This is a genomic window from Tepidibacillus sp. HK-1, assembly GCF_001748485.2.
In the GTDB taxonomy this organism is placed as follows: domain Bacteria; phylum Bacillota; class Bacilli; order Tepidibacillales; family Tepidibacillaceae; genus Tepidibacillus_B; species Tepidibacillus_B infernus.
Genome location: NZ_BDGM02000004.1, coordinates 125,874 through 140,048, shown reverse-complemented (window position 1 = coordinate 140,048; position 14,175 = coordinate 125,874). Strand labels below are relative to the sequence as shown.

At 36.7% G+C, this 14,175-nt stretch carries 12 protein-coding genes and 1 pseudogene; all 13 read right to left on the bottom strand.

Features of this window, described 5'->3' with window-relative positions; all coding sequences use genetic code 11:
* Positions 1-105: 105 nt before the first annotated feature.
* The 13 genes and pseudogenes from cysK to BEN26_RS03230 all read right to left on the bottom strand — a co-directional run bounded on the left by cysK (position 106) and on the right by BEN26_RS03230 (position 14,130).
* Positions 106-1,029 carry a cysteine synthase A gene (gene cysK, locus BEN26_RS03290; RefSeq protein WP_069800913.1) on the bottom strand — a complete coding sequence of 308 codons (924 nt, stop codon included), beginning with the start codon at positions 1,027-1,029 and terminating at the stop codon, positions 106-108.
* 173 nt (positions 1,030-1,202) lie between these two features.
* A complete protein-coding gene (locus tag BEN26_RS03285) occupies positions 1,203-1,460 on the bottom strand; it encodes an HPr family phosphocarrier protein (protein ID WP_235589103.1) in 258 nt (85 codons plus the stop codon).
* 55 nt (positions 1,461-1,515) lie between these two features.
* A complete protein-coding gene (gene whiA, locus BEN26_RS03280) occupies positions 1,516-2,454 on the bottom strand; it encodes a DNA-binding protein WhiA (protein WP_069800915.1) in 939 nt (312 codons plus the stop codon).
* Positions 2,455-2,502: 48 nt separating this feature from the next.
* Positions 2,503-3,468, bottom strand: a complete 966-nt coding sequence (locus BEN26_RS03275; RefSeq protein ID WP_069800917.1) for a gluconeogenesis factor YvcK family protein — start codon at positions 3,466-3,468, stop codon at positions 2,503-2,505.
* 9 nt (positions 3,469-3,477) lie between these two features.
* The gene (gene rapZ, locus BEN26_RS03270; RefSeq protein WP_069800919.1) at positions 3,478-4,356 is read right to left on the bottom strand and encodes an RNase adapter RapZ; all 879 of its coding nucleotides are present in this window, start codon (positions 4,354-4,356) and stop codon (positions 3,478-3,480) included.
* A gap of 84 nt (positions 4,357-4,440) precedes the next feature.
* Positions 4,441-6,042 (bottom strand): alpha-amylase family glycosyl hydrolase, encoded by a 1,602-nt coding sequence (locus BEN26_RS03265; protein ID WP_255421846.1) that lies wholly within the window; start codon positions 6,040-6,042, stop codon positions 4,441-4,443.
* 146 nt (positions 6,043-6,188) lie between these two features.
* Positions 6,189-7,031 (bottom strand): sugar ABC transporter permease, encoded by an 843-nt coding sequence (locus tag BEN26_RS03260; RefSeq protein WP_069800923.1) that lies wholly within the window; start codon positions 7,029-7,031, stop codon positions 6,189-6,191.
* Complete coding sequence (locus BEN26_RS03255; RefSeq protein WP_069800925.1) at positions 7,028-8,362, bottom strand: sugar ABC transporter permease; 1,335 nt, start codon at positions 8,360-8,362, stop codon at positions 7,028-7,030. Before BEN26_RS03255 ends, BEN26_RS03260 begins: the two co-directional genes overlap by 4 nt.
* Before the next feature lie 84 nt (positions 8,363-8,446).
* Entirely contained in the window at positions 8,447-9,739 is a 1,293-nt protein-coding gene (locus tag BEN26_RS03250) for a sugar ABC transporter substrate-binding protein (protein WP_069800927.1), read from the bottom strand.
* Positions 9,740-10,219: 480 nt separating this feature from the next.
* Positions 10,220-11,182: an ROK family glucokinase gene (locus tag BEN26_RS03245; RefSeq protein ID WP_069800929.1), complete on the bottom strand. Its 963-nt coding sequence runs from the start codon at positions 11,180-11,182 to the stop codon at positions 10,220-10,222.
* Positions 11,183-11,253: 71 nt separating this feature from the next.
* Entirely contained in the window at positions 11,254-11,730 is a 477-nt protein-coding gene (locus tag BEN26_RS03240) for an NUDIX hydrolase (protein ID WP_069800931.1), read from the bottom strand.
* Positions 11,731-11,936: 206 nt separating this feature from the next.
* Positions 11,937-12,878 carry a thioredoxin-disulfide reductase gene (trxB, locus tag BEN26_RS03235; RefSeq protein WP_069800933.1) on the bottom strand — a complete coding sequence of 314 codons (942 nt, stop codon included), beginning with the start codon at positions 12,876-12,878 and terminating at the stop codon, positions 11,937-11,939.
* A gap of 338 nt (positions 12,879-13,216) precedes the next feature.
* Positions 13,217-14,130: pseudogene (locus BEN26_RS03230) on the bottom strand (RNA-guided endonuclease TnpB family protein).
* Positions 14,131-14,175: the final 45 nt, after the last annotated feature.

The following is a 14,175-nucleotide window of genomic DNA, read 5'->3' as shown; positions in this document are numbered from 1 at the left end:
AAGAAATACACTCCCAAAAGTCGCTGCTTATGGAATATACAAACCCCGAAATGATAGAGGAAAGCGCCACAGGTTATTTTCATGTGGCACTTTTTTTATGTTCATCTATTCATTTTCAAAATTAAATAATGGTGTACTTAAGTACCTTTCTCCAGTGTCTGGTGCAATCACAACGATATTTTTCCCTTTGCCAAGACGCTTTGCAACTTGTTTTGCTGCATAGACTGCGGCACCAGAAGAGATTCCTATCAAGATCCCTTCAGTTCGTGCTATTTCTCTTGCTGTATTAAAGGCTTGTTCTGTTGTCACTTGAATGATCTCATCATAGATTGCAGTATTTAAAGTATCAGGTATAAAACCAGCACCTATCCCTTGAAGCTTATGTGGACCGGGATTTCCTCCAGATAAAACTGGAGAATCTGTTGGTTCAACTGCTACTATATGTATAGTTGGATTCTTTTCCTTTAAGACTTCCCCAACTCCTGTAATGGTTCCACCTGTTCCAATCCCAGCAACAAACCCATCAATTTTGCCATCCATTTGCGAATAAATTTCTTGGGCAGTATTTAATCGATGAGCTTTTGGATTGGAAGGATTTTCAAATTGCCTAAGTAGAAAATACCCATGTTTTTTAACCAATTCGTTTGCCTTTGTTATGGCCCCTTTCATTCCTTCTGCCCCAGGGGTAAGCACCAACTTCGCACCATACGCGCGTAACAAATTTCTTCTTTCTATACTCATCGTATCTGGCATCACAAATATAGCACGATATCCTTTTGCAGCAGCAACCATTGCTGCACCAATTCCCGTATTCCCACTGGTAGCTTCAATAATCGTATCTCCCGGTTTGATTTTTCCTTCTGCTTCGGCATCTTCGATCATTTGTAGAGCAATCCGATCTTTTACACTTCCACCAGGGTTAAAAGATTCTAATTTAACAAAAATATTGGCATCGTCATCTCCAACATGCTGCAATTTAACTATTGGAGTGTTCCCAATCAATTCCGAGATATTTTTTACAACATTCACGTTTACAAGTCTCCTTTTTTATAGTTTGAGGTTATTAGTATAGTAAGACTTCTATGATTCTATGTCAATTTCATGACCTCCTTGGAAGCACAATCCGAAAACTTTCGTGGATCCCATGGATATGAAAAATGAGCTATGACGATTTCATCACAGCTCATTACATTTTTAATACCTTAGCTTTCTTTACTTAATAAAGTCGCTAAGTTTTCTACAGCTTGCTCTTCATCGGAACCATCGGCAATAATCGTGATTTCTGAACCACTGTTAATGGCCAAGCTCATAATTCCCATAATACTTTTTGCATTTACTTTCTTATCTTCTTTTTCTACGAAAATATCTGAGGAAAACTTATTTGCTTCCTGAACAAATAATGCTGCAGGTCTTGCATGTAAACCCGTCTTTAATTGAACTGTTACTTTTTTAGATATCACAAAAATCCCTCCAATTAGATCCATTTTCTATATTATACATGGAATTACAAAAATATTACAAATCTGCTTTAAGTTTATTTGCAATTTCTTCTATTTTTCTTAAACGATGATTGATTCCTGACTTACTTACTTTTCCACTAGGAATAAGATATCCCAGTTCAGCAAGGTTTAATTCTGGATATTGTAATCGAACTTCGGCTACCTCCTTTAATTTTGTGGGAAGGTTTTCAAGTCCCATTATTTTATCGATCAATCGAATATTCTCTATTTGTCTCATTGCTGCACCAACTGTTTTGTTTAAATTGGCTGTTTCGCAATTTACAAGACGATTTACGGAATTTCTCATATCTTTTACAATACGTATATCCTCGAATTTGAACAAAGCTTGATGTGCGCCAATAATATTTAAAAACTCCGTTATTTTCTCCCCTTCTTTAATGTACATAAAATAACCCTTTTTTCTTTCAATCCACTTTGCATTTAAGTCGAATTCATTCGCTAGTTGGCACAAATCTTCAATATGCTCTTGATAGCTAGAGGAAATCTCTAGATGATAAGAGGCACTTTCAGGATGATTCAGAGATCCACCTGCAAGAAAAGCACCTCGCAAATAAGATCGCTTACAACATTCATTTTGGATAATCTCACGCTTAATACCGGGATAAAAGGAGAATCCCTCTTCTACAATCGCTAACTTTTTTAGCACCATTTCTACTTGCTGAGGAACTCTAACCACATAAATGTTGTTCTTTTTCAATCTCATTTTTTTTCGAACCAATAATTCAGCATGAAGGTGAAAGATTTGTTTAATCATCGAATAAATTTTTCTTGCAATTGCAGCATTTTCGGTCAAAATATCCAATACAACCTTTTGATTCGTTAATTGAACACTACCGTTCATTCTAACAAGAGCGGATAGTTCAGCAATCATGCAAGAATCATCTTCACCATTTACATAGGTTAATTCTTTTTTTGTTTCGGCGGCAAAGGACATTGTGACCACCTCAATCCTGAATCCTCAATTGCCAATTTAATTACGTCGTTATATTTGATGATGCAAGATTTTTATAATACTTTTGCTAAGTTTCTCAGCATCATGTCTTAAATAGGTATGATAATTAACAAAAGATTCTGCAACGACACGATAACCTGCTTGTGTAAGAAGTTGTTTATCAGAAGCCACTGGAATTGCATTCTCTGCCCGATATTGTTGCTTAATCTCTTCAGAGATTTCCCCTTCATTAACGATAACATAATCGATAAATTTTTGGCCAACATGTTCTTCAATCGCATTCACATGATCAACGGCAGAATAATGATCTGTCTCACCAGGTTGAGTCATTACATTACAAATATATATTTTTTTAGCTTTCGTTGAAAGAACTTCTTCCTTTATGCCATTAACCAAAAGATTCGGAATAACACTCGTATATAAGCTTCCAGGCCCGATGACGACAGCATCTGCTTGCTGAATAGCCAATATCGCATCTTCTAACGGTTTTACATCAGTAGGATTGATAAAAACTCGCTTAATCCCTCGATTTTGTGCGGCTAATGGTATATTAGATTCCCCATTTATGATAGTTCCATCTGTTAATTCTGCAGATAAATGGACCTTTTGCAGGGTTGCAGGTAAAACCTGTCCTTTTACAGCTAAAACACGACTTAGTTCCTTAATAGCCAATACAAAATCCCCAGTTATTTCTTGCATCGCTGCAATCAATAAATTGCCTAAACTATGTCCAGCTAGCCCCTCACCTTGTTGAAAACGATGCTGCAATAATTTTTCTAGTAAAGGCTCAGTATTTGCTAGCGCAATCAAAACGTTACGAATATCTCCCGGAGGAAGCATATTTAATTCTGATCTTAACTTTCCAGAACTTCCTCCATCATCAGCGACGGTTACGACTGCTGTTAAGTCTAAGTTTTGTTTTTTTAAACCTCTTAACATCACAGATAGGCCGGTTCCTCCACCAATCACGACTACCTTAGGTTGTAATTCTCCCATTTCACACCTCTATTTACGATCCTTCTCTATGTCTCGATGATTTGTACTTACATGCCATTCGGATTGTAAAAACTTCGCAATGTATTCTGTGATGGCCACAGAACGATGCTTACCACCAGTACAGCCAATTCCGATCACAACCTGACTTTTTCCCTCTTGTTGGTATTTAGGAACTAGGAAGGTTAATAAATCCATCAGTTTATTTAAAAACTCTTTTGTTTCAGGCCACTTCATCACATAATCATAAACCGGTTGATCTAAACCTGTTTGCGGACGAAGGGAATCGATATAATGGGGATTTGCTAAAAAACGAACGTCAAAGATCAGATCAGCATCAATTGGCACACCATATTTAAAACCAAACGACATCATGTTTACACTAAACCGATTTTGGTCAATGTCAGAAAATCTTGTGATCATTTTCTCTTTTAATTCGCTGGGTTTTAAAAGACTTGTATCAATAATTTGACTTGCTTTCCCCTTTAACTCGTCTAACAGTTTACGTTCAGCCGTTATCCCTTCAATTGGTGATGATTCATTTGATAGCGGGTGGCGGCGTCTCGTTTCCTTATACCTTCTGACCAATGTTTTATCATCTGCATCTAAAAACAAAATTTGATAATACAGTTTATCAGATTGCTCTAAAGCTTCTAGTGCATCAGATAAGGTTTCGAAAAATTCTCTACCTCTTAGGTCAATCACCAGTGCAGCACGATTGATTTTTCCACCTGATTGCACCATTAAGTCAACAAACTTAGGTATTAAAACAGGGGGTAGATTATCCACACAGTAAAAACCCAAATCTTCCAAACTTTGGATGGCTACCGTTTTCCCAGCACCTGACATACCAGTAATAATAATTAAATGAAGAGGTCGAGATTCACCCATTTAGAGTCACATCCCTTAATTAAAAAAAATTCGACTTAATTTATATATTATAATGTTTTTTTCGCCAATTGAAAACTAAGAGAATCATTTTACCAAAATCAGTGAACTGTATGCAGGTAATTCAATCTCTACTTGATGATCTTTATCCTTTACCTTTGTTGAAGAATCACTCATGAATAAGGCTTTTTTGTATTCAGCTTCTTTTCCCGTAAGTGTTAAGGATTTTGGTTCCTTGCTTATATTGTGAATCATTAACATCGAATCTTCATTGAGGGATCGTTTAAATGCAACGATTCCTTTTTCACTGACATTAACTTCTTCTACTTCCCCTTTGATTAGTACATCATAGGACCTACGTAAATGGATCATCGTTTTATAATGATTTAATAGTGAATTCTGATCATTTAATTGGGTTTCAACAGATGGTGCATCTTCCCCTGTATTATAAAAGGATCTCTCCCAATTAGTTTGGCCTTTGCCCTCTTGAGCGTTATACCATTGCATTGGCTCACGAATATATTCATCTGGTTTTTTTCCTTGCATGCCAATTTCTTCACCATAGTAGATGAAAGGTGTTCCCGGTAAGGTTAATAGAATAGAGGCTGCCATTTTTGCATGCTCAACATTTCCATTTAATTGACTCATCACTCTATCCATATCATGGTTCGTAAGGAAAGTAGAATCAATATAGTCTTTAGATTTACTTTGGTAATACTTTCTTACGCGTTCGAGATAAGTAACAATCCCTGCATCATCCTCCATTTGAACAGAAGAAATGATTTTACTTGATAAATCAAAATCAAAGGCAGAATGTAGGCCATCTTTTAAATAAGGTGCAACAACTGTTGCTGGTGCCCATACTTCTCCCACAAGGAAAACATCCTGCTTAGCTTGTTGCATTTCCTTGCGAAATTCTTGCCACCACGCATAATTTTTCTCTTTTTCCTGATCAGGATAGATATGTTTTGCAGCATCTAGTCGAAAACCGTCTACACCTATTTCAGTGAGCCAATATTTTCCTACCTTCTCAATTTCTTTTCGCACTTCTGGATTGTTAAAATTCAAATCAGGCATTCCTTCCCAAAAGACTCCATAATATTTGTTGTCTCCAGCTCCATGCCAAACTTCTTGACCCCATTCCCCACGTTCAGAAAGGTTTGTCTTTTCATCAGCCCAAAGATACCAATTCCGATATTTACTATCTTTAGAAGAAAGAGCATCCTTAAACCATGGGTGTTCTTTGCTTGTATGATTCACAACCAAATCCATAATGACCTTAATATTACGGTCATGCGCTTCTTTAATAAATTGTTTAAAATCTTCTATTGTTCCATAATCTGGATTAATACCATAATAATCAGTGATATCATATCCATGGTAACTAGGTGAAGGATTGATCGGCATTAACCAAATTCCCTCTACTCCAAGCTCCTTTAAATAATCTAGCTTCTCTGTCATTCCTCTAATATCACCAATTCCATCCCCATCAGAATCATAGAACGATCTTACAAAGATCTCGTAAAAGACAGAATTAGGCCAAGCGCTACCCAATTGATCAGATGGTTTTATTGCATTTTTTGGGTTTGCCTCTTTCATCCCAACCCATAACATTAAAGATGAAAAGCCGATCACTATTACCGATATAAAAATTGAAATTGCTAAAAAAACTTTATAACGTTTAGACAAATTCATTACCCCCTTAAAAGCAGCTATGGAATTGTATTTTGCCTTTTTTTCCTTGTGTTGTAAAATACATTTTGTATACAATGTAGACTAAAATCGTGCCCAAACGATTTGTTCGAACACGATTTTAAGTTAAAACAATATGATGATTAACCTTTATTTGCCCCAGCTGTAACACCTTCAACAATATATTTTTGTAAAAATAAGAACAATATTGTTACAGGAACCGCAACAAGAACGGCACCAGCTGCAAAATTAGTAAATTCTGTATTCCCCCGACCTGTTACCATCTCAAATAATCCAATAGCTAATGTCTTGTTCTCATTGGAACGAATCACCAATCGAGCAAAGATGAAATCCATCCAAGGGCCAATGAAATTAGTTAATGCGATAAAGGTAAGAATTGGGAAAGATAGCGGCATCATCACCTTGAAGAAAATCTGGGTATGTGTCGCACCATCAATCTTAGCCGCCTCTTCAAGGCTTCTAGGTAAACCATCAAAATAGCCTTTCACCAACCAAGCACCAAATGGGATAGAACCGCCAGCATATACAAGAATTAAACCCCAGTGATTATCCAAAAGCCCAACTTGAAGTAATAAAATATAAATCGCGATCATTCCCATAAATCCAGGGAACATTTGTAATACTAACATCGCCATTAACCCTTGACGGCGACCTGGAAAACGAAAGCGAGAAAAGGCATATGCCGCTGTTACAACAAGGAACGTAGATAAAATCATATTTGCAGTTGCTATTTTTAAGGTATTCAAATACCATTTTGTATAATCTGTTTCCGTTAACATGTATTTGTAATGAACCAAAGATAAATTATCCGGAATAAATTTAGTGCTAAATAATGTATCTCCTGGATTTAACGATCCGATAATTATCCAAACTATAGGATAAAGAACGAAAATCGCAGTGATAATTAAAATTAGATAGATAAACGCCACAACTATTTGCTCTTTTAGTCTCGCATTTTTCATCATTGTATCATATCCTCTTCTTTAAATGCTTTAGTTCTACTGAAGTTCCAAATTGATAAAGAAGCAACGACGAAGAAAATTAAGATTGAAACAACAGAGGCCATATTAAATTGACTTTGTTCCAACGTTAACTTATAGATCCAACTAATTAAGATATCGGTAGAACCCGCAAAGCTATAGTTTACATTTACTGGCCCACCACTAGTTAATAGATAAATTAAGTTAAAGTTATTAAAGTTTCCTGCAAAAGACATAATGAGTAGTGGCGCGGTTGCAAATAAAACTAATGGCATTGTTAACTTCCAGAATTTTTGGGAACCTGATGCTCCATCTACATCAGCTGCTTCATACATCTCTTTGTCAATCCCAGTTAGAACCCCAGACATTAAAGCCATCCAATAAGGGAATCCAAACCATATATTTACTATAACCAAGGTAACTTTTGCCCAAAGCGGATCTGATAACCATGGAATCATCGGTAAACCAATATCAACTAGCATTTTATTTAATGGACCAAATTGGCCATTAAAGATGTTTCGAAAAATTAAAATTGCAATAAATTGAGGGATTGCCCATGGTAAGATAAAGATCGTTCTCCAAAAACGCTTCATCTTTACCTTTTTGTGGTTAATCATGACAGCATAGATTAAACCAACAAAATAAGTGGTAAATGTGGCAATAATCGCCCAAATTACATTCCAGATGGCTACACCATAAAATGTGCCACTCCAACTCTTCATCTTGAACAGATCAATAAAAGATTTAAAACCTACCCAATCAACTAATGATTTAGGAGGTAAATGATAAGGTCCGGAGTAGTTTGTAAATGCGATCAATACCCCGAATAAAAGTGGTAGTATTGTTAAAAAAAGCGTAAAAAGAACTGCAGGTGTTAATAAAAGATAAGCATATCCATTTTCCCAAGTATTCCTAATGCTTTGTTTGAAAGTAAAAACCGGTAATCCCAAATCACGTCGTTTTCCATTTTTATAAGCGTCTCGCACATTGAAATAATAAACACCAATAAATAACAATAATACAATTAAGAAGATAATCCCTTCAATCATTAAAAAGATTGAATGGTCTCCTTGTACAACAATACGGCCACGGACTCGTTGTTGAGGGGTTTCTCCTAAGGTATAAATCCCCCACATTCCTCGAATGAATGAATTTGACCAAAAAATCAATACATAAAGTTCTAATAAAGCATACATAATCCCTTTAGTATACTGTTTATTATAAATCTGTCCTAATCCCATGAATAAAACAGATAGCCAAGCACCCCGTTTTGCATGTTTCGGTATGAAGGTAGCCTGGTTGGTTTGCGAATTCATCGTTGCTTCGCCACCTTTCTAAATACATTTAATTGAAGAGCCAATGTCCTTTTATGGTACATTGACTCTTGAGTTTAAGCGAATTTATTTATTCGTGTTTTGGGTTGCAATTCCTTCTTTAATTTGTTGTACTGCTGCATCTAATGCAGTTTTCACATCTGTATTATCATTCCAAATGGTAACAAAGGCTGCACCAGCTGGAGTCCATACAGATTGCATTTCTGGGATATTAGGCATTGGAATAGATCTCTCAGCTTGTTTTAAGAACCCAGCTGTAATTTCATTATCTTTAATTTCTGGTTTTTCAATTAACGATTTACGTGGTGGTAATTCACCAGTCATTTCATAGAATTTTAATAACATTTCTTCACTGCTCATAAATTTAGCTAATAAAGAAGCAGCATTAGGATATTTTGTATAAGCATTTACAAATGCAGCTTGGATTCCAGAGAAAGAAGTTGGGTATTTGCCATTGTCTAATTTTGGAAGTGGTGCTACACCAAAATTAACACCAGCTTGACGGTGTGCATCAACTGCCCATGGACCATCCATGTTAAACATCAATTTACCCTCATTAAATAAAGACTGTTTAACATCATATGTCATATCTTCATTTTTAAGTGGAAGAATTTCGTTATGAATACGTTGTAATAATTGACCTGCTTTAATAGCTCCTTCACTATTTATACCAAGATCAGATGGGTCTGTATTGTTTTGACCAAATACATATCCATCATAACCTCCAATTAAAGAATAAACAAAGTAGAAATTACCAACTTCCATCATAAACCCATATTTATTTGCTTTAGGGTCTGTAAACTCTTTGGATTGTGCAATGAGTTCATCCCAAGTTTCAGGAATCTTCTTCACTAAATCTTTATTATAGAACAATGCATAGGTTTGAATCGCTGTTGGGTATCCATATAATACTCCATCAGATGTTGTACCAGTAATCGCTGCATCCATAAAGTCATTTTGGTATTCTTCTGGCCAGAAGTTTTCTAAAATCAAACCTCCAGAAATCAATTCTCCTAAATGGTCATGAGGTGCTACGAAAACGTCTGCTCCTAATCCGGCAGGCCCATCTGTTTTTAATTTACCAGGTGCGTCTACACGGCCTACCTCTTCATACTTAACAGGAACCCCATATTTCTTTTCAAATTCTGATGCAACAAACTTCGCCCACTCACCAGCTTTATCGCCAGATTCCCAAAGAACTAATTTTGCTCCTTCTTCAGGTTTAATCTCTTCCGTTGCTGCTTGATTTTGCTGATCATCTGCTGGTTTTGTTGTTGGCTCTTCCTTCGTACCGCTGCCACATGCAGCGAGTGAAAGGACAAGAGCGAACACAAGCATTAAACTTAAAAACTTTTTCATCTTGACCCCACCTATCCTTTTTAGTTTTTTTGAATAATGCTTTTTAAGAACCTAGGATATTAAAAGGCATTATTCTCTTTAACAAAAGCCTAAAGGCTTTTGTTATTAAAAACGCTTTCATTGGAACTGAAAAAATATAAGTAATCTAGGAAAACGATTGCACAAACCTATAAAAAAATTTAAACTCAGTTTAAACGAAAGTGTAAGGCAAACGTTTTCATAGCTTTATTATAAATCAAGTTTGTCTATTTGGGAAGGTTTATTTTTATAAAAATTTTATTCCAACTTTTAATTCTTTATCACACTTTTATCATAATTATCCTGTATATTAAAATTGTCCCTTAAAGCCCCCACTTTAAGGAAAAGGAATCACATCAAACAAAGAAGCCATACATTTTGTATGGCTTCGCCCTTTTTCTCCTTATTCTTTAATCAGAAAAAGACTCGGATGACCGGAGCGCGCTGTAAAACGAAATTTCCCTATAAGAAGCGAAAAAGCGATGCCGCCCCGATCATCCCTGCATCATTTCCAAGCTGTGCAGGAACAATCTCTATAGAATCTATGATATTTTTCAATCCATGTTCATGAAAAGCCTGTTTAATCGGATTAAACAAAATATCTCCTGCCCTAGATACACCACCACCAATAATCATGATTTCTGGGTCTAATAAATTAGCAACCGTTGCTAGTGCTTTGCCTAATAAAGATCCCGCACGATTCACAATTTGCATAGCTTCGTGGTCACCAAGTTTCGCTGCATCAATCACACTTTTCGCCGTGATTTCATCCATTTTATCTACATATTGTTCTGTTAAGAGTGATGGTCTTCCTTGTGTAACGACCTCTTTTGCTTTACGAATCATTCCTGTTGCAGAAGAAACTGTTTCTAAACAGCCATAATTACCACATCCACACTGGATTCCTTCATCTGAAATAGGAATATGTCCCAACTCAGCAGCCATCCCTTTCTTTCCATGAAGAATCTTTCCGTCTATGATGATTCCACCACCAATTCCTGTACCGATCGTTGCCATTACGATATGTTTATAGCCTTTCCCTGCACCTACCCATGCTTCCCCAAGCGCAGCGATATTCGCATCGTTTTCAATTTTAACAGGAATATTCAGTTTTTCTTCAAGCTGTTTTTTTATGGCCACATCTTTCCACCCTAAGTTGGGAGCTAAACGAACAATTCCTTGTTCCATATCTAGTAACCCGGGAATTCCAATTCCTATTCCTTGGACTTGGTCAAGGGCAAAGCCCTGATCTTGAACTAAGGTTTTTGCATATTGAACCATATCTTCGATGATGGCATTTACGCCTTCTTTTGTTCTTGTTGAGATTTCCTGATGGGATAGTAGCTCTCCTTCTGTGGAAACAAGTCCCATTTTTATGCTTGTTCCTCCAAGGTCAATTCCGATTAAGATCGTTTGCTTTGACATCTTTCATCACCATTTCTTTATCTATTTTTGACCATCATACAATTGAACGTCGATTTTAGTCAATGCATGACTCAAGCTTTAATTGGTTCTAAGAAGTGATCAATCGAATAAGAAATTAATTGATAATCAGGTGTATATACAAATTTTCCAGTTATGATTTCACTAGAGTGTAAAATATGCTTTAAGTAAATATTATCTCCATGAGCCTTTGGTAATTGGAGAACTTCTTCAATTGGCTTCCACTCTAGATTTCCTTCCTTACAAAAAGGATTGAGTTCACCTGAAAAGCGGTCTGCATAGTAAGTAAACATCATCCACTCTTCGACAATCTCTTCTTTATCTTTTATAACAATGGTAAATACCCCTCTTAATTGAGGGTTTTCTAAATGTAAATGTGTCTCTTCGTAAAACTCTCTATTGATCGCTTCCTGAATACTTTCATTTGGCTCCATCTTTCCACCAGGTACAACCCACCAACCTCTTTTAGGCTTTTGTAGCATTAAAATTTGGTTTCCTTTTTTTAAAATACAATTGGTTACTCGTTTCAAAATCTTCAACCCCTTCGGGAATTCTATTGCAATTACAATTCCCTCTATTATATTAACAGTTTTTTTAACGTAACACAAAAAGGGCATGGTAAGTTTACCATGCCTAAAAAATATATATCTATAGAAAAGGGGGTCAATTCATATTCTTAGTATAATCCCATAATATTTCACTTATGTTACAAACGGATTAAAAGTTTGTTACATCTTTACTTTTCTAACTCATCATTTAATTTATCAATATAGTGTTGTGCTTGCATTGCAGCAATGCTTCCATCCCCTGTAGCCGTAACCACTTGGCGAAGCGTTTTTTCTCTTACATCACCTGCAGCAAAAATACCTGGAATTTTTGTTTCCATCACATCATTGGTTAAAATATAGCCTGCCTCATTAGTAATTCCTAAGTTTTTAAATGGTTCTGTAAGTGGCACCATTCCTACATAAATAAAGACTCCTTGGCAAGGAAAGTCTATTTCCTCTCCTGTCTCTTTATTTTTGATGCGCACGCCTTCTACACGATTTTCCCCTTTAATCTCTTCAACGGTTGAATTCCAAATATATTCGATTTTTTCATTTCTAAAAGCACGATCTTGGAGAATTTTTTGTGCCCTAAATTCATCACGACGATGAACAATCGTTACTTTTGAAGCGAATTTTGTAAGATAAAAAGCTTCCTCAACAGCTGAATCTCCGCCACCAACAACCACTAATTCACGTCCCTTAAAGAATGCACCATCACAGACTGCACAATAAGATACCCCACGACCTGCTAATTCGGTTTCACCTGGAACTCCTAGCTTACGTGGTTGAGCACCAGTTGCGATAATCACTGTTTTAGTCTTTATTTCTTTATTGCTCAATTTAACTGTTTTGTATGGATGTCCATCCACAATTTCTTTCACATCACCATAAGCATACTCAGCACCGAATTTCTTTGCATGATCTAACATTTTGTTAGATAAATCTGGCCCAAGAATACTTTCATACCCAGGGTAATTCTCAATTTCTTCTGTATTGGCCATTTGTCCACCAGGGATTCCGCGTTCAATCATAACCGTGGAAAGATTTGCTCTTGATGTATAAACAGCTGCCGTCATACCTGCAGGCCCAGCACCAATAATGACAACATCATATACTTTTTCTTCACTCATTTGTTAAACCTCCCTCATTTATATAAATATAAAATTTTAAATTAGAAGAACATCTTATATATTAACGATTTTTTATTTATTTGTCGAGTACCCATGGGGGTATAAGGGTAGTTATTATCCAAATCTAATAGCTTTACTTTATATTCCCTGTAAAATAGGTTTCCCAGAAAAATGCAAGATAACCCAGAAAAGTATGTAGATTTCCTCTTGTAGGGATTCATGTTAAGTGAACTACCCGCCACCTACGTTTCGCTTAGAGGTGGAGGCTTCTAAGGTAATCGCACCTAACGGTACGAAATTTACTTAGCTATCGAGCCTGTTCCATGCTCTATTTATGATTATACTAACAGTCGCAATCCTTCACGCTTGATATTGATAGAAGCGTTCCAATCTCTATCTGCCACAAAACCACAATCACAATCGAATATGCGCTCAGAAAGAGATAGAGACTCCTTTACTTGACCGCAACATGAACAAGTTTTGGATGATGGAAACCACTTATCTATTTTGATAAGCTTTTTCCCCTGCTCCTCTAACTTGTATTGGAGAAAGGTGGTGAACATGCCCCAGCCATTATCATGGACACTTTTGCCAAAATGGAGGGCTTGAGACATCCCTTTCATGTTGAGGTCTTCGATAACCACGCAGTCATACCGTTTCGCTAATTTGTGTGATTCCTTGTGTAGAAAGTCTTTTCGTTGGTTCGCAATTCTTTCATGTAGCTTCGCTACTTTCAGACGCTGTTTGTGCCAACGATTAGAGCCTTTCTTTCTGCGTGATAGAATACGCTGTTCCTTCGCTAATTTTCCCAAGGCTTGGCGATAGAAACGAGGGTAATTGGCTGTCTTACCTTCTTCGCTATCGACGAATAAGCCATTCATGGAAAAATCTAATCCTTTCCGTTGACCACGTTGGTTGTGTAGGACTGTCTCGCCTTGCGGCTTTTGAACTTAGGAAATTCAACACGACCAGAGAAGAAGTTTTGGTATGCCTTCTGCAAATTCAGTTGAGCGTTTGCCAACGCAAGGCTATCGACTTCTTTGAGCCATGCAAACTCCTTTTTGTACTTGGCAGGAGTCGGGAATTTTTGCTTTTTCAAGGCTTCTTTGTCGTCCTTGAACTTCTCATATGTTTCCTTTCGTTCAGCCAACATTTTATTGTAGACGAAACGAACGCAACCGAAGGTTTTCGCAAGAAATTGCTCTTGTTCTTGTGTTGGGTACAGACGGAACTTATAAGCTTTGTTTGCCATATCGAATCACCTCGCTTCAATGGGCGCACCACCCGTTGTGAGTAA

Excerpts from the sequence above, each read along its gene's own strand:
- BEN26_RS03275 (WP_069800917.1), bottom strand. The coding sequence starts at position 3,468 with ATGGGAGAATTACAACCTAAGGTAGTCGTGATTGGTGGAGGAACCGGC.
- BEN26_RS03250 (WP_069800927.1), bottom strand. The coding sequence starts at position 9,739 with ATGAAAAAGTTTTTAAGTTTAATGCTTGTGTTCGCTCTTGTCCTTTCA.
- whiA (WP_069800915.1), bottom strand. The coding sequence starts at position 2,454 with ATGTCCTTTGCCGCCGAAACAAAAAAAGAATTAACCTATGTAAATGGT.
- rapZ (WP_069800919.1), bottom strand. The coding sequence starts at position 4,356 with ATGGGTGAATCTCGACCTCTTCATTTAATTATTATTACTGGTATGTCA.
- BEN26_RS03260 (WP_069800923.1), bottom strand. The coding sequence starts at position 7,031 with ATGATGAAAAATGCGAGACTAAAAGAGCAAATAGTTGTGGCGTTTATC.
- BEN26_RS03245 (WP_069800929.1), bottom strand. The coding sequence starts at position 11,182 with ATGTCAAAGCAAACGATCTTAATCGGAATTGACCTTGGAGGAACAAGC.
- BEN26_RS03255 (WP_069800925.1), bottom strand. The coding sequence starts at position 8,362 with ATGAATTCGCAAACCAACCAGGCTACCTTCATACCGAAACATGCAAAA.
- trxB (WP_069800933.1), bottom strand. The coding sequence starts at position 12,878 with ATGAGTGAAGAAAAAGTATATGATGTTGTCATTATTGGTGCTGGGCCT.